A 19,770-nucleotide genomic window follows, 5' to 3' on the forward strand; every position below is an offset into this window, starting at 1 on the left:
GTCCAAAGAAGTTCGGGTCGAGGCCGCTTTTCGCATCTCCTTGCCCCCCGCCCCGTCTCACGACTGAGGTTCCGCATGTCCCCCTCGGCCACCGCCAAGGTCGACGCCACGCCGTCAGCCCCGAAGCCGCCGGTCAACGCACTGGACCGCTACTTCAAGATCTCCGAGCGGGACTCCACCCTCGGCCGGGAGATCCGCGGCGGCTTCGCCACCTTCTTCGCGATGGCCTACATCATCGTGCTCAACCCGATCATCCTGGGCAGCGCGAAGGACATGTACGGGCACCAGCTCGACGGCGGCCAGCTGGTCACCGCCACCGTGCTGACCGCCGCCTTCACCACGCTCCTGATGGGCGTCATCGGCAACGTGCCGATCGCGCTGGCGGCCGGGCTCGGTGTGAACACCGTGGTCGCCCTCCAGCTGGCGCCCCGGATGAGCTGGCCGGACGCGATGGGCATGGTCGTCCTCGCGGGCTTCGTCGTGATGCTCCTGGTCGCCACCGGGCTGCGCGAGCGCGTGATGAACGCGGTGCCGCTGGGTCTGCGCAAGGGCATCGCGATCGGCATCGGCCTGTTCATCATGCTGATCGGCCTGGTCGACTCGGGCTTCGTCTCCCGCATCCCGGACGCCGCCCACACCACCGTCCCGCTCCAGCTCGGCGGCAACGGCCATCTGCTCGGCTGGCCGGTCCTGGTCTTCGTCCTCGGCGTACTGCTGACGCTGGCGCTGCTCGTACGCAAGGTGTCCGGCGCGATCCTCATCTCGATCGTCGTGATGACCGGTCTCGCGATGATCATCAACGCGGTGGCGACCGTCCCGTCCTGGGGTCTGACCACCCCGAAGTGGCCCGGCAACCCGGTCGCCAGCCCCGACTTCGGGCTTCTCGGCAAGGTCAGCCTGTTCGGCGGCTTCGACAAGGTCGGCGTCCTGACCGGCGTCCTGTTCGTCTTCACCGTGCTGCTGTCGTGCTTCTTCGACGCCATGGGCACGATCATGGGCATCAGCGACGAGGCCGAGCTGACCGACGCCGAGGGCAACATGCCCGGCATCAACCGGGTGCTGTTCGTGGACGGCATCGCGGTCGCGGCGGGCGGCGCGTCGTCCTCCTCGGCCACCACCTGCTTCGTGGAGTCCACGGCGGGCGTCGGCGAGGGCGCGCGCACCGGCTTCGCGAACGTGGTCACCGGCGGCCTGTTCACGGTCGCGCTGTTCCTGACCCCGATCGCCACCATGGTCCCGTCCCAGGCGGCCACCCCGGCGCTGCTCGCGGTGGGCTTCCTGATCCTGTCCGGCTCGATCCGGCAGATCGACTGGGACGACTGGACGATCGCGATCCCGGCGTTCGTGACGATGCTGATGATGCCGTTCACGTACTCCATCACCAACGGCATCGGCATGGGCTTCCTCACCTTCACGGTGCTGCGCCTGGTGGCCGGGCGCGGCCGTGAGGTGCCGGTGGCGATGTACATCGTGTCGGCGGTGTTCGGCTTCTACTACCTGATGCCGGCGCTGGGCCTCACGTAGCCGGACAGGCCCTAGGCCGCCCCGTAGAACTTCTCCGTCTCGGCGGCAGCGGCCTGAAGCCGCTCGTCGAAGTCGTCGCGAATGAGCGTCCGGACCACATAGTCCTGGACGCTCATTCCTCGTTTGGCGGCATGCTGCCGGAGCCGTTCGAGCAGCTCACCGTCTATCCGCAGGCTGAGCACGCTGGTCCCCATGGGACGAGGGTCGCCGCAGGCCCCGCCCCGGTGCGTCACTTTTCCGATAGCTCTCACTCTTTCGGGTGATGTGTGTAGTGGTGTGTGGCGGCCGTTACGGTGCGCCGGTGGTACCTGGGCTGGTATTTAGCCAGAGTAATGAGTTATTCTAACGAACATGTCTGACCTGCCCCACGACAGCGACGCGGACGTCGCCGCCGTGAACTCCCTCCGCTCGGCGGTCATGCGCCTGAGCCGGCGCCTGAAGCACCAGCGCGTCGACGAGTCGCTGAGCCCCACCGAGATGTCGGTGCTCGGCACCCTCTTCCGCTGCGGCTCGGCCACCCCCGGTGAGCTGGCCCGCAAGGAGCACGTCCAGCCGCCGTCGATGACCCGCATCGTCGCGCTGCTGGAGGCGAAGGGCCTGGTCAGGCTGGAGCCGCACCCCGACGACCGCCGCCAGAAGGTGGTCAGCCAGACCGAAGAGGCCGAGGCGATGCTCGAAGAGAGCCGCCGCAGGCGCAACGTCTGGCTGGCTTCCCTCGCGGAAGGCCTGGACGAGGACGAGTGGGCGAAGCTGCGCGCCGCCGCACCCGTACTGGAGAAGCTCGCACACCTGTGAACTGACCGCGCACGATAGGAGGCGAACCTTTTGAGTACGGGATCCGGAGCAGACTCCGCCCCCGCACCGAAATCCACCCACGACCCCGCTGCCCCCGGCAGCGGACGAGGGACGTTCTCCTCCCTCGCGATCCGCAACTACCGGCTGTTCTTCTCCGGTGCCATCGTCTCCAACATCGGTACGTGGATGGCGCGGATCACCCAGGACTGGCTGGTCCTCCAGATCACCGGCTCCTCGGTGGCGGTGGGCATCACCACCGCCATGCAGTTCCTGCCGATGCTGCTCTTCGGGCTGTACGGCGGCGTCATCGCCGACCGCTTCGCCAAGCGGAGCATCCTCTTCGTCACCCAGAGCGCGATGGGCCTCGGCGGTCTGTTCCTGGCGGCCATGACCCTCACCGGGCAGGTCCAGGTCTGGCACGTCTATCTGACCGCGTTCTTCACCGGCCTGGTCACGGTGGTCGACAACCCGACCCGGCAGTCCTTCGTCTCCGAGATGGTCGGCCCCGGCCAGGTCCGCAACGCGGTCAGCCTCAACTCGGCCAACTTCCAGTCGGCGCGCCTCGTCGGCCCGGCGGTCGCGGGCGGCGTGATGGCGGCGGTCGGCCCCGGCTGGGCGTTCCTCGCCAACGGCCTCTCCTTCCTGGCGCCGCTGGCGGGCCTTGCTCTGATGCGTACGGCCGACCTGCGGCCCACGAAGCTCGCCCCGCGCGGCAAGGGCCAGCTCCGCGAGGGCCTGGACTACGTCTCCAAGCGCCCGGAGCTGATCTGGCCGATCGTCCTGGTCGGATTCGTCGGCACCTTCGGCTTCAACTTCCCGATCTGGCTGAGCGCCTTCTCCCGCGACATCTTCCACGGCGGCTCCGGGATGTACGGCCTGTTCAACAGCCTGATGGCGATCGGCTCCCTGGTCGGCGCACTGCTCGCGGCCCGCCGTGGCACCACCCGGCTGCGCCTCCTCGCGGGGGCGGCGGGCCTGTTCGCGGTCCTGGAGGTCGCGGCGGCGATGGCGCCCGGCATGGCGCTCTTCATCGGACTCCTGATCCCCATCGGCGTCCTCGGCCTCACGGTGAACGTCACCGCCAACGCCTCCGTCCAGATGGCCACCGACCCGGAGATGCGCGGCCGGGTGATGAGCCTGTTCATGATGGTCTTCACCGGCGGCACCCCGCTGGGCGGCCCGCTCTTCGGCTGGCTCACGGACGAGTACGGCGTACGGGTCAGCCTCGCCCTGGGCGGTCTGATCTGCGCGTTCGCGGCGGTCGGCGTCGGCCTGATGCTGGCGCGGGCGGCCAACCTGAAGCTCAAGGTCGACCTGCGGCGCGGCCGCCGGCACCTGGAGTTCGTACCGAGGCGGCAACTGGCCACGATGGCGTGACGGGTCCGGCCACGAAGAGTCTCATGGGGCGAAACTGACCCCATGAGACTCTTCGTGGCTGTGCTGCCCCCGCCTGCTCGGCTGGCCGAACTCGGTTCGGCGGTGGACGAGTTGCACGCCCTGCCCGGCGCGGACCGGCTGCGCTGGGCGGGCCGCGACGACTGGCACCTCACGCTCGCCTTCCTCGGGGAGGTGGAGGAGAGGCTGCTGCCGGAGCTCCACGAGCGCCTGGCCCGCGCCGCCCACCGCACCCCGCCCTTCGAGCTGCGGCTGCACGGGGGCGGCCGGTTCGGCGACAGGGTGCTGTGGGCGGGCGTCGCGGGCGCGATCGACGCGCTGCGGCTGCTGGCCGAGCGCTCGGACGCGGCTGCCCGCCGCGCGGGCGTGCCGATGGACGAGCACCGCCGCTACCACCCCCACCTCACGCTCGCCCGCAGCCGGGCGGGCGTGGACCTGCACCCGCACGTGGAGTCCCTGGCGGGGTTCGAGGGGGCGGTGTGGGAGGTGGGGGAAGTGGTGCTGGTGCGCAGCCGGCTGCCCGTCGCCGGGGTGCCGGGGGAGACGCCTCGGTACGAGGTGGTGGGGCGGTGGGGGTTGGGGGTGTGACGCCCGGCTCAGCCGGGGCGGAAGGCGATGCGGACGGTGCCGTCGGCGGGGACGAGCATCACGGCGCCGCGGGTGGGGGTCCAGCCGTCGGGGATGAGGAACATCCGGTTCTCGGACTGGGCGAGCAGCCGCAGGTCGCGGTAGCGGTACTTGTACTTCTGCGCGGACCCGGCCGGTGGCAGGGCGGTCTCGCGTACGGGTGCGGACCCGAAGTAGAGCCGCTCGGGGGTGTCGACGACGACGGCGGGCCTGAGCCACAGGTGGCGGGCCAGGTTCCGGGCGTCGTGCTGGCCGCTGCTCTGGGCATAGGCCTGTACAGCCCAGAAGCAGCACAGCGAGATCAGCGCGGCGATGATGAAGAGCGCTTTCATCTCCCCGGGGAACGGGTGGCCGGTGGACTTGAGGTGGAGCACCCGCCCGTACACCACCAGTACCAGCCCCCCGCCGAGGAGCAGCGGGGTGTCGAGCGGTCCGGCGGGCCAGACCTGGAATCCGCCGAGCATCCCGAGGACGAACAGCATGGTCCCGCACACGATGAGCACGAGCGAGCCCCGGCCCAGGTTGCGCAGGGCGTCCGTCCGCGAGGTGTCCACGGTGGAGATCCAGGAGTACCCGAGGGCGCCGACGAGCCCGACGGCGAGCGTCGCGCCCAGCGGCATGTAGAGGGGCCGCGCGCTGCGCAGCAGATAGTCCTGCGTGGAGAAGCCGAGGGTGGCGGGGTCGATGGCGAAGTACTCGTAGAACGAGTCGGTGTAGGCGAAGCCGAAGAAGAGGAGAAGGCCGGTGAGGAGGGTGGTGGGCGCGACGAATCCGGCGATCGTCTTGAGCCAGGCGCCCCACTGGGGGTGGGCGGAATCCTGCTCCTCCATCTGTTGCCTGCCTCTCCCGGCGTCAGGACTCGTCCGTGGGACTTTCGGAGGGTGAGGGGGTCTCGGAGGGGGGCTCGGACGGTTCGGACTGCTCGGGCGAGACGAAGGCAGGGTCGGCAATGGCCCCACTCAGCGGTTTGTCACCGCCCGACAGGCTGACGCACAGGATGTGCTCGGCGATGGGAGCGGGGGCCGGGTCCGGGGTGGGGAACGAGAAGTCGAGCGGGACGGCCTCGCCGGGAGGCAGCGAGACGGACTGGGCGGGCGATGCGGTGCTCCAGCGGCCCGGGCCGGGAGTGCAGTCCGAGAAGGTCGCGGTGCCGGTGTAGGGCTCGTCGGAGATGTTCGTCAGAGTCACCACGCCGCCCGGCCACTGCCCCTGGAAGTTGGGGGAGACCCGCCCGGCGGTGTCGAACCCGCCGCCCCCACCCCCGTCGTGCGTCCTGCCGCCGGTCGAGTCTCCCGGGGGTTCCTCCGTCGGCTCCGCGGGCGGCTGCTCGGTGCTGTCCTCGGGCTGCGTGGTGTCACTCTCCCGGCCCGGCGGTTCGTCGCCGCCGCCCGAAGAGCACCCCGCGAGCAGCAGGCCCACCGCGAGGAGGGTGGCCGGAACGAGGCGGTGTCGTCGGCGCCGTGTGTGATCCACCTTCCGGACCGTAACACTCAGTCATCACCCGTGTGCGGCTGGCGCGCCGGGGCGGCCGAACGGGGCCGGACGGGGGTTCGTTACGCTCGTACGCGTGAACCCGAAGACCAGGAACCGGATCATGGCCGGCGTGCTCGTGTTGATGTTCGTCGTCGTGGTGGTGGCGGCGGCGCGGGGCTGAGGCGCCCTCGCCCATGGGGCTGCCAGGGGTGAAAGCCCCGGGCAGCCCACGTCCCGCCTACCAGGCGAACGCCTCCGGTGACGGCCCCGGCCCCGGGAAGATCTCGTCCAGGGACGTCAGCAGCTCCTCGTCCAGCTTCAGCTCGACCGCCCGCAGGGCCGAGGCGAGCTGGTCCGCCGTGCGCGGGCCGACGATCGGCCCCGTCACGCCCGGCCGGGTGAGCAGCCACGCCAGCCCCACCTCGCCCGGCTCCAGGCCGTGCTTGGCCAGTAGGTCCTCGTACGCCTGGACCCGCGCCCGTACCGCCGGGTCCCTCAGCGAATCCGCCGCCCGGCCGCCGGTAGAGCGCGAGCCCCCGCCTTCGCGCTCCTTGCGCAGGGCACCGCCCAGCAGGCCTCCGTAGAGCGGGGACCAGGGGATGATCCCCACCCCGTACTCCCGCGCGGCGGGGATGACCTCCATCTCGGCGCGGCGCTCGGCGAGGTTGTAGAGGCACTGCTCGCTGACAAGCCCCAACCGGCCGGTCCGTGCGGCGACTTCATTGCCCTGGGCGATCTTGTAGCCGGGGAAGTTCGACGTGCCGACGTACAGCACCTTGCCCTGCTGTACGAGGACGTCCATGGCCTGCCAGATCTCCTCGAAGGGGGTCTGACGGTCGACGTGGTGGAACTGGTAGATGTCGACGTAGTCAGTGCCGAGCCGCTTGAGGCTGCCCTCGACCGCCCGTCGGATGTTGAGCGCCGACAGCTTGTCGTGGTTCGGCCAGGCGGGGGCGCCGTCGGCGGACATGTTCCCGTACACCTTCGTGGCCAGGACCGTCTTGTCGCGGCGCCCGCCGCCCCGCGCGAACCAGTTGCCGATGATCTCCTCGGTACGGCCCTTCCCCGCACTCTGGCCGTAGACATTGGCGGTGTCGAAGAAGTTGACGCCCGCGTCCTGCGCGGCGTCCATGAGCGCGTGGCTGTCGGCCTCGTCCGCCTGGGGGCCGAAGTTCATGGTGCCGAGGACGAGGCGGCTGACCTTGAGACCGGTGCGTCCGAGCTGCGTGTACTCCATGAGGCACCAGCGAACGCCTTGAAGTGCGCTCCAGGCAAGCACCACGCGCCACGCCACTCCTACCAGGCGAACGCCTCGGGCGACGGGCCCGGTCCCGGGAAGATCTCGTCGAGCCCGGCCAGCACCTCCTCGCTCAGCTCCAGCTCCACCGCCCGCAGAACCGATTCGAGCTGCTCGGCCGTGCGCGGACCGACGATCGGACCGGTCACGCCGGGCCGGGTGAGCAGCCACGCCAACGCCGCTTCCCCGGGCTCCAGTTCGTGCTTGGCGAGCAGGTCCTCGTACGCCTGCACCTGCGCCCGCACCGCCGGATCCGCGAGCCCGGCGGCGGACCGGCCGCCCTTGGTACGCGCCCCGTCGCCTTCGCGCTCCTTGCGCAGGGCACCGCCGAGCAGGCCCTGGTGGAGCGGGGACCAGGGGATGATCCCGACGCCGTACTCCTGCGCGGCGGGGATGACCTCCATCTCGGCGCGGCGCTCGGCGAGGTTGTAGAGGCACTGCTCGCTGACAAGCCCCAACCGGCCGGTCCGTGCGGCGACTTCATTGCCCTGGGCGATCTTGTAGCCGGGGAAGTTCGACGTGCCGACGTACAGCACCTTCCCCTCCCGCACCAGGACGTCCATGGCCTGCCAGATCTCCTCGAAGGGGGTCTGACGGTCGACGTGGTGGAACTGGTAGATGTCGATGTAGTCAGTGCCGAGCCGCTTCAGGCTGGCCTCGACCGACCGCCGGATGTTGAGCGCGGAGAGCCGGTCGTGGTTGGGCCAGGAGGTGACGTTCCAGGGGGTGCCGTCCTGGGTCATGTTCCCGTAGCCCTTGGTCGCCAGGACCGTCTTGTCGCGGCGCCCGCCGCCCTGTGCGAACCAGGACCCGACGATCTCCTCGGTGAGTCCCTTGTGTTCGGCTATGCCGTAGATGTTGGCGGTGTCGAAGAAGTTGATGCCCGCGTCGTGCGCGGCGTCCATGAGCGCGTGGCTGTCGGCCTCATCCGTCTGGGGGCCGAAGTTCATGGTGCCGAGGACGAGGCGGCTGACCTTGAGACCGGTGCGTCCGAGCTGCGTGTACTCCATGAGGCACCAGCGAACCGCTTCAAGTGCGCTCCAAGCAAGCGCCGTTCAACGGCGCTCAGTCGCGGGGGAACTCGTCGGTCGTGAGGGTGAGTCCCACAGGGGTCTGGGTGAGATCGACGGCGTCGCCGAAACCGAGCGAAAGCGTGCAGTGGTATTCGTCGTCCTTCGGCAGGGTGTGCAGGTGCCACTTGCCGGTGTACGGGTCGACGATCAGGCAGGCCGGGACGCCGGCGGCGGCGAACGCGGCTAGGACCCGGCGAACCAGCTCGACGCGTCGAGGCGGAACGCCTCCGGCGGGACGACCGTGCGCAGGGCCGCCTCCATGTCGCGTACGGGAGCGGCGCCCAGCGTACGGACCCAGTCGGCGCGCAGTTCGTCGAACACGGCCGCCGACCGGGTCAGCGCGTCGAGGCCGCGCGGGGTGATGCGGACGACCTTGCGGCGGGCGTCGGCGGGGTCGTCGGCGCGTTCGGCGTAGCCCAGGGCCTCCAGGCGGTCGACGGTCTTGCCGGCCGCCTGCTTGGAGACGCCGAGCCGCCGCCCGATCTCGCTCGCGGTCGCCCCGCCGGGTCCGATGGCCTGGAGCGCGAAGCCGTGGGCGGGCCGCAGGTCCGGGTGGCCCTGGCGGGCCAGCTCGGCGTGGAGGCGGTCGATGAGGGAACGGAAGCCGCCGAGGAGGAGCAGGGGGAGCTCGTAGCCGGGGGTGGACACCTCCTCGCTTTCCCCATTGCGCGAACCGACAACCTGGTTTACCTTCTTATCGTCAACCACGTTGTCCATCTTACGGGGAGCAGGAACGCCGTGACATTCGTCGAGCACACCCTGGAGTCCGCACCGGCCGAGTCGCGCCGCGCGATGGAGGGAACGATCAAGAGCCTGGGGCGCCTCACCCCGGCCGTGGCCCGCCTCGCCGCCTCGCCGCACACACTGGAGGGCTTCCTCGAGATGAGCGCCCTCTTCGAGCGGACGACCCTGGAGCCGGTCGCCCGCGAGGTGGTGATCATGACGGTCGCCACCCGCAACGCGTGCGACCTGTGCGTGAACATGCACACGGCCAAGCTGCGCGGGCTCGGCGCGCCGGAGGAGTTGATAGCAGAGCTGCGCGAGGGCAGGCCGCTGACGGACGAACGCCTCGACGCGGTACGCGAGTTCACCCTCGCGGTGTACGCGACGGCGGGCGCGGTCCCCGACGACGCCCTGAACGCGTTCCTGTCCCACGGCCACACACGCCAGAACGCACTGGAGGTCGTCCTGGGCATCGGCACGTACACGGTGTCGACGTTCGCCAACCGCCTGACGGGGGCGTCGCACTGACGGTCCGCGTCAGCGCGCGTACGCCCCTCCCAGCCCCCACCCCTGATGCATCGCGTCAGCGAACGCCGCCGCCAGTTTGTGTTCGCCCGATGCCGAGGGGTGGGTGCCGTCGTACGTGTCCTTGTGGATGTCGTACGTCGGGGGGTGCGAGGCCAGGAGCAGCGGGGACGCCGGCTGGTCCAGGTCCGCCACCGCCTTCGCCAGGAGTTCGTTGAAGCGGGTCACCTCGGCCGCGAAGGGGGCGTCCGACTCGGCCCGGATGTTCGGGATGACCGGGAGCAGGACCATGCGGACGGCCGGGTTCGCCGTGCGGGCCTGTGTCACGAAGGCGCGGACGTTGGCCGCCGTCTGGTCGCTGTCCGTGTAGAAGCCGAGGTCTATCAGGCCCAGGGAGACCAGGAGGACATCTGCGGCCGCCTCCGCCGCCGCGTCCCCGATCAGCGGGGCCATGTGCAGCCAGCCCTCGCCCCAGCCCGAGAGGTGGCGGCGGGCCTCGGCGGGGAAGTCCGGTGCCCCGTACTCGTACGACCGCGGCGCCCCCGCCTCCGTGTCGTACAGCTCGGTGCGCGGGCCCACGATCTCGAAGGGGCCGTCGAAGGACGTGCTGAGGTGCTGCCACATGCGGTAGCGCCAGGTGATGTCGCCGGCGCGTCCGATGGTCATGGAGTCGCCAACAAACATGAAGAACATCTGCATCCCAGCAGGTCGGACCACGAGGGTGGGAACCAATGGACAAGGTCATCGAGGAGTGGGCATCCGAGCAGGCGGCCCGAGCACCCAAGCTCTCCACTGAAGCCCTCCGAGACCTGGCCAACGAGCTGGGTCTTGACTGGGGAGAGTAGTCGAAGCCGTATCAGCAGAGCACAGGGGCCGGATCACATGATCTGGTCCCTGTTTGTCGTCATGGTCACTCGGGTGGGCGGCTGTACTGCTCCATGGTGGTCTTGCCGACGGACCGGTCCATCAACCGCAGCTCCCAGGCCCGGTGTTCACGTCGAAGTCCTTGCCGAAGCCGACCCACTTCCCGGCCATACGTCGGCCGGTCGGCTCGACGAGGAGTTGCAGCGCCCCGTGACAGCGGGCGCCCTGAACGTTCCACGGGCCGGGCTGGTCCGTCGCAAAGCCCAACCGGCATAACGAGAAGCCACCCCCTGCACGGGGTGGAGGAGTCACGATGGCGGATCGCCTGGACGGCTTCGACGGGCTGCCACGTGACGATGGACACTTGGTCCCATGCGTTTCCCGATGCGTTCGCTTCTGTCCGCCGCCACGGCCGCCGGGCTCGTCTTGCTGGGGGCCGCCGGACCGGCCGCCGCCGACGGCGGCGACGGCGACTTCACGATCAAGGATCCCCGGATCAAGGAGTCCAGCGGCCTCGCCGCCAGCCGGGCCCACCCGGGGATCTACTGGACGCACAACGACAGCGACGACGGGCCGTACGTCTACGCCGTCGACTCGAAGACCGGCCAGACCGTCGCCACCATCACCCTGACCGGCGTCGGGAAGCCGCGCGACGTCGAGGCGATCTCGGTCGGCGCGGACGGGAACGTGTACGTCGGGGACATCGGCGACAATCTCGGCGGCACCTGGAAGAACGTCTGGATCTACAAGTTCCCCGAGCCCGCCCGGCTGAAGGACGCGACGGTCAAGGCGACGCAGTACGTGGTGAAGTACGCCGACGGGCCGCGCAACGCCGAGGCGATGATGGTCCACCCCAGGACCGGCCGCCTCTACATCGCGTCGAAGAAGGAGGGCGGCGGCGGGCTGTACGAGGGCCCGGAGCGGCTCTCCACGGGCGGGACGAACGTGTTCCGGCGGGTCGGCGACGTGCCCTGGGTCACCGACGGCGCCTTCTCCCCGGACGGCACGAAGTTGGCGCTGCGCGGGTACTTCTGGGCGGCCGAGTACGACTGGAAGAACGGGAAGCTCGGCGCGCGGCACGGGGTGGACGCGCCGCTGATGCGCCAGGCGGAGTCCGTCACGTACACGCCGGACGGGAAGGCGCTGCTCTTCGGGACCGAGGGGGCGCAGAGCGATGTGGTGCGGGTGCCGGTCGGGTCCGCCGGGAAGTCCCCTTCGGACAAGGGGAGTTCGCCGTCGGGCGGCGGCGCGAGCAGCGGCGGCTCCGGCTCGGGCGGCGACAACCGGAACCTCGTGTACGGGGTGATCGTGATCGTGGGCGCGGGCGCGGCCTGGGTGGGGCTGAAGCGGAAGTTCCGGCGGGGGTGAGCGGAGGAAGGGGCGGCCCGGCGAGGGCCGCCCCTTTCCGTCAGAGCTGCTTGATCAGAGCTGCTCGATCACGTAGTCGATGCAGGCCGTCAGGGCCTCGACGTCCGCCGGGTCGATCGCCGGGAACATCGCGACGCGCAGCTGGTTGCGGCCGAGCTTGCGGTACGGCTCGGTGTCGACGATCCCGTTGGCGCGCAGCACCTTGGCGACCGCGGCCGCGTCGATGTCGTCCGCGAAGTCGATCGTGCCGATGACCTGCGAGCGCTTCGCCGGGTCGGTGACGAACGGGGCCGCGTGCTTGGAGTCCTCGGCCCAGCCGTACAGCCGGGTCGACGAGTCCTTCGTACGGGCCGTCGACCAGGCGAGGCCGCCCTGGCCGTTGATCCACTTCAGCTGCTCGTTCAGGAGGAAGAGCGTGGCGAGCGCCGGGGTGTTGTACGTCTGGTTCTTCAGCGAGTTGTCGATCGCGGTCGGCAGGCTGAAGAACTCCGGGATGTGGCGGCCGGACGCGTGGATGCGCGCCGCGCGCTCCAGGGCGGCCGGGGAGAACGCCGCGATCCACAGCCCGCCGTCGGAGGCGAAGGACTTCTGCGGGGCGAAGTAGTAGACGTCGCTCTCGGTGATGTCGACCGGCAGGCCGCCCGCGCCCGAGGTCGCGTCGACCAGGACGAGCGCGCCCTCGTCGGCGCCCGCGACCCGCTTGACGGGGGCCGCGACACCGGTGGAGGTCTCGTTGTGGGTGAAGGCGTAGACGTCGACGCCCGCCTCGGCGGCCGGCTCCGGGTGCGTGCCGGGCTCGGAGGCGATCACGCTGGGCTCGGCCAGCCACGGCGCGAGCTTCGCGGCCTTGGCGAACTTGGACGAGAACTCGCCGAAGTTCAGGTGCTGCGACTTGTTCTCGATCAGCCCGTGCGTCGCGACGTCCCAGAACGCGGTCGAGCCGCCGTTGCCCAGGATCACCTCGTACCCCTCGGGCAGCGAGAACAGGTCCCGTACGCCCTGGCGGACCTCGCCGACCAGGTTCTTGACCGGGGCCTGGCGGTGGGAGGTGCCGAGGAGCGAGGTGCCGGTGGCGGCCAGGGCGTCCAGCGCCTCCGTACGCACCTTGGAGGGGCCCGCGCCGAAACGGCCGTCGGCGGGCTTCATGTCAGCGGGAATCTGGATCTCAGCCACGAGCGCAGGGTATCGGCACGCCGGGGCGCGCGCGGCCGGGGTCCACCCCGCGAGACGCGCCGGAGGCGGGGCCTGCCGTGGTTCGGCCTGCGGCGGGCAGGCTGTTTCCCATGGGCGACACGGGTGATGCGGGCGGCGTGGGGCGTACGGCGGCGGCTTCCGGCGCGTTGGAGCGGGAACTGCGTGAGGTGGTGCGCGGGGAGGTCGACTTCTCGGCGGGCGCGCGGGCGCTGGTGACGATGGACGCGTCCAACTACCGGCGGGTGCCGTACGGGGTGGTCGCGCCCCGGGACGCCGAGGACGTGGCGGCGGCGCTCGCCGTCTGCCGGGAGCACGGGGTGCCGGTGGTGCCGCGCGGCGGCGGGACCTCGGTCGCGGGCCAGGCCACCGGGACCGGGGTCGTCCTGGACTTCACCCGGCACCTGCGGGCCCTGCTTTCGGTGGACGTGGAGGCGCGTACGGCGGTGGTCCAGCCGGGCCTCGTCCTCGATGTGCTGCGGGAGGCGGTCCGGCCGTACGGGCTGACGTTCGGACCCGATCCGTCGACGCACAGCCGGTGCACGCTCGGCGGGATGATCGGCAACAACGCGTGCGGGGCGCACTCGGTGGCCTGGGGGACGACCGCCGACAACGTACGGGCGCTGACCGCCGTGAGCGGGAGCGGCGAACTGCTCCGCCTCGGCCAGGGCTGGACCGGCGCCCCGGCGGGCCTGCGCGGCTTCGTCGAACGCAACCTCGCCGCGCTGCGCACCGGCTACCCGCAGGACCTGCCGCGCCGGATCTCCGGGTACGCCATGGACGCGCTGCTGCCCGAGCGCGGGACGGATCTGGCGCGCGCGTTCTGTGGCAGCGAGGGCACGCTCGGCGTGCTCACCGAGGCGGTCGTACGGCTGGTGGAGACGCCCGGGGCACGGGCGCTCGCCGTGCTCGGGTACCCGGACGAGAGCGCGGCGGCCGAGGCGGCGCCCGCCCTGCTGCCGTACGGGCCGCTCACCGTCGAGGGCATGGCCGCCGACCTGGTGCGCGGCCGTGCCGGGCTGCCGCGCGGCGGCGCCTGGCTCTTCGTCGAGACGGGCGGCGCGACCCCGGCCGAGGCGCTGTCCCGGGCCCGCGAGCTGGTGCGGGTGGCCGCCCCGCTGGACGCGGCCGTGGTCACCGACCCGGCCGGGCAGCGGGCGCTGTGGCGCGTACGCGAGGACGCGGCCGGGACGGCGACGCGGATCTGGGGGTCCCCCCTGGACGGAGTCCTTGGGGGAGGCGCGGAGGCGTGGCCCGGGTGGGAGGACTGCGCGGTGCCGCCCGCGCGGCTCGGCCCGTATCTGCGGGAGTTCCGGGCCCTGTTGAGGGAGCACGGCCTGCGCGGCACCCCGTACGGGCACTTCGGCGACGGCTGTGTCCACGTCCGGATCGACTTCGACCTGCTGAGCGCGGCGGGCGTGGCGCGCTTTCGCCGCTTCTCCGAGGAGCTGGCGGATCTGGTGGCCGCATACGGGGGCTCGCTCTCCGGCGAGCACGGCGACGGGCAGGCGCGGGCCGAGCTGCTTCCGAAGATGTACGGGGACGAACTGGTCGGGCTGTTCGGGCAGTTCAAGGACGTGTGGGACCCGGCGGGGCTGCTGAATCCGGGGATTTTGGCCCGCCCCGCCCGGCTGGACGAGAACCTGCGGTTCGAGGTGCTGCCGAGGCGGCCGGTGGAGGTGGAGTTCGGCTATCCGCAGGACGGCGGGGACTTCTCGGCGGCGGTGCGGCGATGTGTGGGGGTGGCCAAGTGCCGTACAAGGGACGCGGGTTCGGGCGGCGGCGTGATGTGCCCGTCCTTCCGGGCCACCGGTGAGGAGGCGCACTCGACGCGGGGCCGGGCGCGGCTGCTGCACGAGATGCTGGCGGGCGAGGTCGTCACCGGCGGCTGGCGCTCGCCGGAGGTGCGCGACGCGCTCGACCTCTGCCTGTCCTGCAAAGGCTGCCGCAGCGACTGCCCGGTCGGCGTGGACATGGCCACGTACAAGGCGGAGTTCCTGCACCACCACTACCGGGGGCGGCTGCGGCCCGCGTCCCACTACGCGATGGGCCGGCTGCCCCGCTGGCTGCGGCTGGCGGCGCCGTGGGCGCGGGGGCTGAACGCGCTGGCCCGGGTACGGCCGCTGGCGGCGCTCGCGAAGCGGCTGGCGGGGATCGCCCCGGAGCGGAAGCTGCCGGTGCTGGCGGGGGAGACGTTGCGGAGGTGGCTGCGGGGGCGCCGGGAGGAAGGTCTTCCCGTGTCGGCCGTGCTGTGGCCGGACACCTTCACCGACCACCTCTCGCCGGAGGTCGGGCGCGCGGCGGTGCGGGTCCTGGAGGCGGCCGGGGTCGGGGTGGTGGCGCCCCGGGGCAGGGTCTGCTGCGGCCTCACCTACGTCTCGACCGGCCAGCTCACCCGCGCCCGCGCGGTCCTGCGCCGCACGCTGGACGAGATGGAGCCGCTGCTCGACCGTGGTCTGCCGGTCGTCGTCCTGGAGCCGAGCTGCGCGGCGGCGCTGCGAACGGATCTGCCGGAGCTGCTGCCCGACGACCCGAGGGCGGCGCGGCTCGCGGCTTCGGTGCGTACGTTCGCGCAGGCGCTGGAGGAGTGCGCGCCGCACTGGACCCCGCCGTACGTGGGGCGGGCCGTCGTCGGGCAGACGCACTGCCACCAGCACGCGGTGCTCGGGGACGCGGCCGAGCGCCGGCTGCGGGAGCGGGCCGGGCTGACGGGCGCGCTGAGCGGCGGCTGCTGCGGTCTGGCCGGGAACTTCGGCTTCGAGCGGGGTCACTGGGAGGTGTCGGTGGCGTGCGCGGAGGACGAGCTGCTGCCGGCGGTACGGGCGGCGGAGCCCGGCACGGAGGTGCTGGCGGACGGCTTCTCGTGCCGTACGCAACTGGAGCAGCTGGCGGGGCGACGGGCGAGGCATCTGGCGCAGGTGCTGGCGGACGGGCTCCCCGGGCGCCCTGGTGAGGGGTAGCGGGCAGCAGGGCGGGGCGCCGCTTACATTGGAGGGAATGAATGGAACGCCCCATTCCGCTACCTAAGAGAAATCCCTGGACGGGGTGGGGCCGCGTAGTGCAGTATTTTAGACACTAAGTCCAGTGAAGTGAACTAACCAGCGTGGCGCTCAGCCAGCTCAGCCAGCTCAGTCGGCGCAGTCAGCTCAGCCAGATCAGCAAGCAAGGGGACCCCCGGTGACCACTCCGCACGCCGCCGCAGAGCCGACGACCGCCACCGCGGCGGCCACCGTCGCGACCCCGGAGGCGGCGGGCGGGCTCGGCGGCGGGGGCCGCGGGGTGGCGCTGGCGCCGGTCGCGCTGGTGGTGGCGGGCGGCATATCGGTCCAGTTCGGCTCGGCCGTCGCGGTCATGCTGATGCCGAGGGCGGGGGCGGCGGGCGTGGTGACGCTCCGCCTGCTGGCGGCCGCACTGGTGCTCCTGATCCTGTGCCGCCCGAAGGTGCGCGGCTACAAGCGCGCCGACTGGGGCACGGTGCTCGCCTTCGGCGTCGCGATGGCGGGCATGAACGGCCTCTTCTACCAGGCGGTCGACCGCATCCCGCTGGGTACGGCGGTCACCCTGGAGGTACTCGGCCCGCTCGCCCTCTCGGTCCTGGCCTCCCGCCGCCTGGTCAACTTCGTCTGGGCCGGACTGGCGCTCGCGGGCGTGGCGCTGCTCGGCAGCGGCGGGGGCGACGGGTTCGGGTCGCTGGACATCGCCGGGGCGGCGTACGCGGTGGGGGCGGGGGCGTGCTGGGCGGTGTACATCCTGTTCAGCGCCCGTACGGGCCGCCGCTTCCCGCAGGCGGACGGACTGGCACTGGCGATGGCGGTAGCAGCGGTCCTCTCGCTCCCGCTGGGCGCGTTCCAATCGGGCTCGAAGCTACTGGTCCCGTCGACGATCGGCCTGGGCGCGGCGGTCGCGATCCTGTCCTCGGTCCTCCCGTACACCCTCGAACTCATCGCCCTGCGCCGCCTCCCCGCCCCCACGTTCGCGATCCTGATGAGCCTGGAACCGGCCATCGCGGCGACGGCGGGCTTCCTGGTCCTCCACCAGGCCCTGTCCGCCACGGACGCGCTGGCGATCGCGCTGGTCATCGGGGCGAGCATGGGGGCGGTGCGGTCGCAGGTGCGGCGGTAGCCCAGGGGGCGCAGTTTCCTACGGGCGGGGCGATGTGGGTCACGCCGGGCCGCCGTCCCGGGGGCCTGTCGGGCCCAGGCGGCCGCGCGGTACACGGCGGCCTCCGACCGCCCCGCCGCCCGCCCCGCACCGTCAAGGGCGCACTCCAGCACCCGACTTACAGCGCGCGCCCCTGGCAAAAAAATAATGCAAGCACGCTTGCTTGTTTTACGGGCCGCTGCCATGCTCCGGGGCACACCGCCGTATCCCCAGCCGAAGGGAAGCGCCCCGTGTCCGATCAGACCGCCGTGCTCGACGATCTGCGCGCCGAGGGGGAGGAACTCGACCGGCTCGTCGGTGCGTTGGGTGCAAGCGACTGGCGGCGAGCGACCGCCGCCCCGGGGTGGACCGTCGCCCATCAGATCGCGCATCTGGCCTGGACCGACGGGGCCGCGCTGCTCGCCGTCACCGACGCGGACGCGTTCGCGGTGGAGGTCGAGAAAGCCGTCGCCTCGCCCGGCACCTTCGTCGACGAGGGCGCCGAGGCCGGCGCCCGGCTCGCCCCCGACGAGCTCCTCGGCCGCTGGCGGCACGGGCGGGAGCGGCTGCGCGAGGCCCTGGAGGCGGCGCCCGCCGGGGCCCGCTTCCCCTGGTACGGGCCGCCCATGTCCACCGCCTCCATGGCGACCGGACGCCTGATGGAGACCTGGGCGCACGGCCAGGACGTATGGGACGCGCTCGGCCGCACCCGCGAGCCCACCGACCGGCTGCGCCACGTCGCGCGGATCGGGGTGCGGGCCCGGGACTTCGCCTTCGCCGTACGGGGGCTGCCGGCGCCCGCCGAGGAGTTCCGGGTCGAGCTGACCGGCCCGAGCGGTCTCTGGACGTACGGGCCGCCCGACGCCGCCCAGCGCGTCACCGGGCCCGCCCTCGACTTCTGCCTCCTCGTCACCCAGCGCATCCACCGCTCCGACACGGCCGTACGCGCCGAGGGCCCCGACGCCGACCGCTGGCTCGACATCGCCCAGGCCTTCGCGGGCCCCGCCGGTCCCGGGCGCGCACCCAAGGGGGCCTGATGCCCGACCCCAGCCCCCGGCCCCTGCGCATCGGCAACGCCTCCGGGTTCTACGGCGACCGCTTCGACGCCATGCGCGAGATGCTCACCGGCGGGCCGCTCGACGTGCTCACCGGGGACTACCTCGCCGAGCTCACCATGCTCATCCTCGGCCGCGACCGGCTCAAGGACGCCCGCCTCGGCTACGCCAAGACGTTCCTGCGGCAGCTGGAGGAGTGCCTCGGGCTCGCCCACGAACGCGGGGTGCGGATCGTCGCCAACGCGGGCGGGTTGAACCCGGCTGGACTTGCCGAGCAAATAAGGGAGTTGGTCACCCGGCTCGGCCTCCCCACCCGCGTCGCCCACGTCGAAGGCGACTCCCTTCCCCCGCGCCCCGGCGGCCTCACCGCTCATGCCTACCTCGGCGGCACCGGCATCACCGCCTGCCTCGCCGCCGGGGCCGATGTCGTCGTCACCGGGCGGGTGACGGACGCCGCCCTCGTCACCGGCCCGGCCGCCTGGTGGCACGGGTGGGGGCCCGAGGAGTACGACGCCCTCGCCGGAGCCGTCGTCGCCGGGCACGTCCTGGAGTGCGGGACGCAGGCCACCGGTGGCAACTACGCCTTCTTCCGGGACCACGACATCCGCCGCCCCGGCTTCCCCCTCGCCGAGATCCACTCCGACGGCACCAGCGTCATCACCAAGCACCCCGGAACCGGCGGCGCCGTCGACCCCGGCACCGTCACCGCGCAGCTCCTGTACGAGACCGGGGGCGCCCGGTACGCCGGGCCCGACGTCACCGCCCGGCTCGACACCGTACGGCTGGCGGCGGACGGGCCCGACCGGGTGCGGATCACGGGTGTACGCGGCGAGGAGCCGCCGCCCACCCTCAAGGCCGGCCTGTGCCGCATCGGCGGCTGGCGCAACGAGGTCGTCTTCGTCCTCACCGGGCTCGATATCGAGGCCAAGGCCGAGATCGTCGGAGAGCAGATCGAGGACGCCTTTCAAAGGGCCGAGTCCCGGCCCGCAGAGGTGCGTTGGGAGCTCTCCCGTACCGATCGTCCCGACGCCCCGACCGAGGAGACCTCCAGCGCCCTCCTCCGCCTCGTCGTCCGCGACCCCGACCCGGACGCCGTCGGCCGTACCGTCAGCGGCGCCGCGATCGAGCTGGCCCTCGGCAGCTACCCGGGGTTCCATGTGACGGCCCCGCCCGGAAAGGGCGTGCCCTATGGGGTGTTCGAGGCGGAATACGTCGATGCGGGCGAGGTCGCGCATGTCGCCGTGCTGCCCGATGGCGCACGGGAGACGATGCCCCATCCCGTACGCACCCGGGTCCTTGAGGACGTCGTGGAACCGGCGCCGCCCTCGCCGCTGCCCGGCGGGTCCACCCGGCGCGCGCCCCTCGGGCTCGTCGCGGGGGCCCGCAGCGGGGACAAGGGCGGGGACGCGAACGTCGGGGTGTGGGTGACGTCCGACGACGCCTGGCGGTGGATCGTCCACGCGCTGACGGTCGACCGGTTCCAGGAGCTGATACCGGAAAGCCGGCAGCTGAGAGTCGTGCGGCATCAGCTCCCCACCCTCCGCGCCCTCAACTTCACCGTCCACGGCCTCCTCGGCGAGGGCGTCGCCTCGCAGGCCCGCTTCGACCCCCAGGCCAAGGCGCTCGGCGAATGGCTGCGCTCGCGCCACCTGGACATCCCGGAGGTTCTGCTGTGAAGCCGGAGTGTGTGCCCGCAGTGTGCGCCGTGATCCCGGAGGCC

The 19,770-nt window shown here is 71.9% G+C and carries 18 protein-coding genes and 2 pseudogenes; 10 read left to right on the forward strand and 10 right to left on the reverse strand.

Translation table 11 applies throughout. The features are described 5' to 3' along the window. Positions 1-75: 75 nt before the first annotated feature. Positions 76-1,524: an NCS2 family permease gene (locus ACZ499_RS02945; RefSeq protein WP_468671543.1), complete on the forward strand. Its 1,449-nt coding sequence runs from the start codon at positions 76-78 to the stop codon at positions 1,522-1,524. A gap of 11 nt (positions 1,525-1,535) precedes the next feature. Here the strand turns inward: ACZ499_RS02945 and ACZ499_RS02950 are convergent, their stop codons facing one another. Next, positions 1,536-1,718, reverse strand: coding sequence for a ribbon-helix-helix protein, CopG family (locus tag ACZ499_RS02950; RefSeq protein ID WP_101388865.1), 183 nt, complete (start codon positions 1,716-1,718; stop codon positions 1,536-1,538). 157 nt (positions 1,719-1,875) lie between these two features. Between ACZ499_RS02950 and ACZ499_RS02955 the strand changes: the two genes are divergently transcribed. Genes ACZ499_RS02955 through thpR form a run of 3 tightly spaced genes read left to right on the forward strand, consistent with a single transcriptional unit; the run spans position 1,876 to position 4,302 of the window. Beyond that, on the forward strand, positions 1,876-2,319 hold the full coding sequence (locus tag ACZ499_RS02955) for a MarR family winged helix-turn-helix transcriptional regulator (RefSeq protein ID WP_468671547.1): 444 nt from the start codon (positions 1,876-1,878) through the stop codon (positions 2,317-2,319). 30 nt (positions 2,320-2,349) lie between these two features. Continuing rightward, positions 2,350-3,696 (forward strand): MFS transporter, encoded by a 1,347-nt coding sequence (locus ACZ499_RS02960; RefSeq protein ID WP_468671550.1) that lies wholly within the window; start codon positions 2,350-2,352, stop codon positions 3,694-3,696. Positions 3,697-3,738: 42 nt separating this feature from the next. After that, on the forward strand, positions 3,739-4,302 hold the full coding sequence (gene thpR / locus ACZ499_RS02965) for an RNA 2',3'-cyclic phosphodiesterase (protein WP_468671552.1): 564 nt from the start codon (positions 3,739-3,741) through the stop codon (positions 4,300-4,302). A gap of 8 nt (positions 4,303-4,310) precedes the next feature. Here thpR and ACZ499_RS02970 read toward each other — a convergent pair whose 3' ends face one another. The 6 genes and pseudogenes from ACZ499_RS02970 to ACZ499_RS02995 form a co-directional block, all read right to left on the reverse strand. After that, a complete protein-coding gene (locus tag ACZ499_RS02970; RefSeq protein WP_468671555.1) occupies positions 4,311-5,171 on the reverse strand; it encodes a hypothetical protein in 861 nt (286 codons plus the stop codon). A gap of 22 nt (positions 5,172-5,193) precedes the next feature. Next, positions 5,194-5,814 (reverse strand): hypothetical protein, encoded by a 621-nt coding sequence (locus ACZ499_RS02975; protein WP_468671558.1) that lies wholly within the window; start codon positions 5,812-5,814, stop codon positions 5,194-5,196. Positions 5,815-6,052: 238 nt separating this feature from the next. Next, positions 6,053-7,051: an aldo/keto reductase gene (locus ACZ499_RS02980; RefSeq protein ID WP_468671561.1), complete on the reverse strand. Its 999-nt coding sequence runs from the start codon at positions 7,049-7,051 to the stop codon at positions 6,053-6,055. Between the two features lie 59 nt (positions 7,052-7,110). Further along, the gene (locus ACZ499_RS02985) at positions 7,111-8,121 is read right to left on the reverse strand and encodes an aldo/keto reductase (protein ID WP_468671565.1); all 1,011 of its coding nucleotides are present in this window, start codon (positions 8,119-8,121) and stop codon (positions 7,111-7,113) included. A 55-nt stretch (positions 8,122-8,176) separates the two neighbouring features. Next, positions 8,177-8,365: pseudogene (locus ACZ499_RS02990) on the reverse strand (Uma2 family endonuclease); the annotation flags it as partial. 2 nt (positions 8,366-8,367) lie between these two features. After that, entirely contained in the window at positions 8,368-8,901 is a 534-nt protein-coding gene (locus tag ACZ499_RS02995; RefSeq protein WP_468671567.1) for a MarR family winged helix-turn-helix transcriptional regulator, read from the reverse strand. Positions 8,902-8,976: 75 nt separating this feature from the next. Between ACZ499_RS02995 and ACZ499_RS03000 the strand changes: the two genes are divergently transcribed. Further along, on the forward strand, positions 8,977-9,435 hold the full coding sequence (locus ACZ499_RS03000) for a carboxymuconolactone decarboxylase family protein (RefSeq protein WP_468672078.1): 459 nt from the start codon (positions 8,977-8,979) through the stop codon (positions 9,433-9,435). Positions 9,436-9,444: 9 nt separating this feature from the next. On the opposite strand, the gene ACZ499_RS03005 is transcribed toward ACZ499_RS03000, so the two are convergent. Both ACZ499_RS03005 and ACZ499_RS03010 read right to left on the reverse strand, forming a co-directional pair. Then, positions 9,445-10,125, reverse strand: a complete 681-nt coding sequence (locus tag ACZ499_RS03005) for a GDSL-type esterase/lipase family protein (protein ID WP_468671569.1) — start codon at positions 10,123-10,125, stop codon at positions 9,445-9,447. A 217-nt stretch (positions 10,126-10,342) separates the two neighbouring features. Then, positions 10,343-10,521: pseudogene (locus ACZ499_RS03010) on the reverse strand (XRE family transcriptional regulator); the annotation flags it as partial. 159 nt (positions 10,522-10,680) lie between these two features. Here ACZ499_RS03010 and ACZ499_RS03015 point away from each other — a divergent pair. Next, positions 10,681-11,664 carry a WD40 repeat domain-containing protein gene (locus ACZ499_RS03015; RefSeq protein ID WP_468671571.1) on the forward strand — a complete coding sequence of 328 codons (984 nt, stop codon included), beginning with the start codon at positions 10,681-10,683 and terminating at the stop codon, positions 11,662-11,664. 54 nt (positions 11,665-11,718) lie between these two features. Here the strand turns inward: ACZ499_RS03015 and serC are convergent, their stop codons facing one another. After that, complete coding sequence (gene serC / locus ACZ499_RS03020; protein WP_468411649.1) at positions 11,719-12,837, reverse strand: phosphoserine transaminase; 1,119 nt, start codon at positions 12,835-12,837, stop codon at positions 11,719-11,721. Between the two features lie 110 nt (positions 12,838-12,947). Between serC and ACZ499_RS03025 the strand changes: the two genes are divergently transcribed. From ACZ499_RS03025 to ACZ499_RS03040, 4 genes are all read left to right on the forward strand, one after another. Further along, a complete protein-coding gene (locus ACZ499_RS03025) occupies positions 12,948-15,815 on the forward strand; it encodes an FAD-binding and (Fe-S)-binding domain-containing protein (protein WP_468671574.1) in 2,868 nt (955 codons plus the stop codon). Positions 15,816-16,032: 217 nt separating this feature from the next. Then, positions 16,033-16,977 carry an EamA family transporter gene (locus tag ACZ499_RS03030; RefSeq protein ID WP_468671577.1) on the forward strand — a complete coding sequence of 315 codons (945 nt, stop codon included), beginning with the start codon at positions 16,033-16,035 and terminating at the stop codon, positions 16,975-16,977. A gap of 269 nt (positions 16,978-17,246) precedes the next feature. Next, on the forward strand, positions 17,247-18,032 hold the full coding sequence (locus ACZ499_RS03035) for a TIGR03084 family metal-binding protein (RefSeq protein ID WP_468671579.1): 786 nt from the start codon (positions 17,247-17,249) through the stop codon (positions 18,030-18,032). Then, positions 18,032-19,726, forward strand: coding sequence for an acyclic terpene utilization AtuA family protein (locus ACZ499_RS03040; protein WP_468671583.1), 1,695 nt, complete (start codon positions 18,032-18,034; stop codon positions 19,724-19,726). The genes ACZ499_RS03035 and ACZ499_RS03040 overlap by 1 nt, the downstream gene beginning before the upstream one ends. Positions 19,727-19,770: the final 44 nt, after the last annotated feature.

The organism is Streptomyces sp. NPDC031265 (assembly GCF_055570295.1).

Coding starts and splice junctions, on each gene's coding strand:
- ACZ499_RS02945 (WP_468671543.1), top strand. CDS start 76: ATGTCCCCCTCGGCCACCGCCAAGGTCGACGCCACGCCGTCAGCCCCG.
- ACZ499_RS02950 (WP_101388865.1), bottom strand. CDS start 1,718: ATGGGGACCAGCGTGCTCAGCCTGCGGATAGACGGTGAGCTGCTCGAA.
- ACZ499_RS02955 (WP_468671547.1), top strand. CDS start 1,876: ATGTCTGACCTGCCCCACGACAGCGACGCGGACGTCGCCGCCGTGAAC.
- thpR (WP_468671552.1), top strand. CDS start 3,739: ATGAGACTCTTCGTGGCTGTGCTGCCCCCGCCTGCTCGGCTGGCCGAA.
- ACZ499_RS02970 (WP_468671555.1), bottom strand. CDS start 5,171: ATGGAGGAGCAGGATTCCGCCCACCCCCAGTGGGGCGCCTGGCTCAAG.
- ACZ499_RS02980 (WP_468671561.1), bottom strand. CDS start 7,051: ATGGAGTACACGCAGCTCGGACGCACCGGTCTCAAGGTCAGCCGCCTC.
- ACZ499_RS02985 (WP_468671565.1), bottom strand. CDS start 8,121: ATGGAGTACACGCAGCTCGGACGCACCGGTCTCAAGGTCAGCCGCCTC.
- ACZ499_RS02995 (WP_468671567.1), bottom strand. CDS start 8,901: ATGGACAACGTGGTTGACGATAAGAAGGTAAACCAGGTTGTCGGTTCG.
- ACZ499_RS03000 (WP_468672078.1), top strand. CDS start 8,977: ATGGAGGGAACGATCAAGAGCCTGGGGCGCCTCACCCCGGCCGTGGCC.
- ACZ499_RS03005 (WP_468671569.1), bottom strand. CDS start 10,125: ATGTTCTTCATGTTTGTTGGCGACTCCATGACCATCGGACGCGCCGGC.
- ACZ499_RS03015 (WP_468671571.1), top strand. CDS start 10,681: ATGCGTTCGCTTCTGTCCGCCGCCACGGCCGCCGGGCTCGTCTTGCTG.
- ACZ499_RS03025 (WP_468671574.1), top strand. CDS start 12,948: ATGGGCGACACGGGTGATGCGGGCGGCGTGGGGCGTACGGCGGCGGCT.
- ACZ499_RS03040 (WP_468671583.1), top strand. CDS start 18,032: ATGCCCGACCCCAGCCCCCGGCCCCTGCGCATCGGCAACGCCTCCGGG.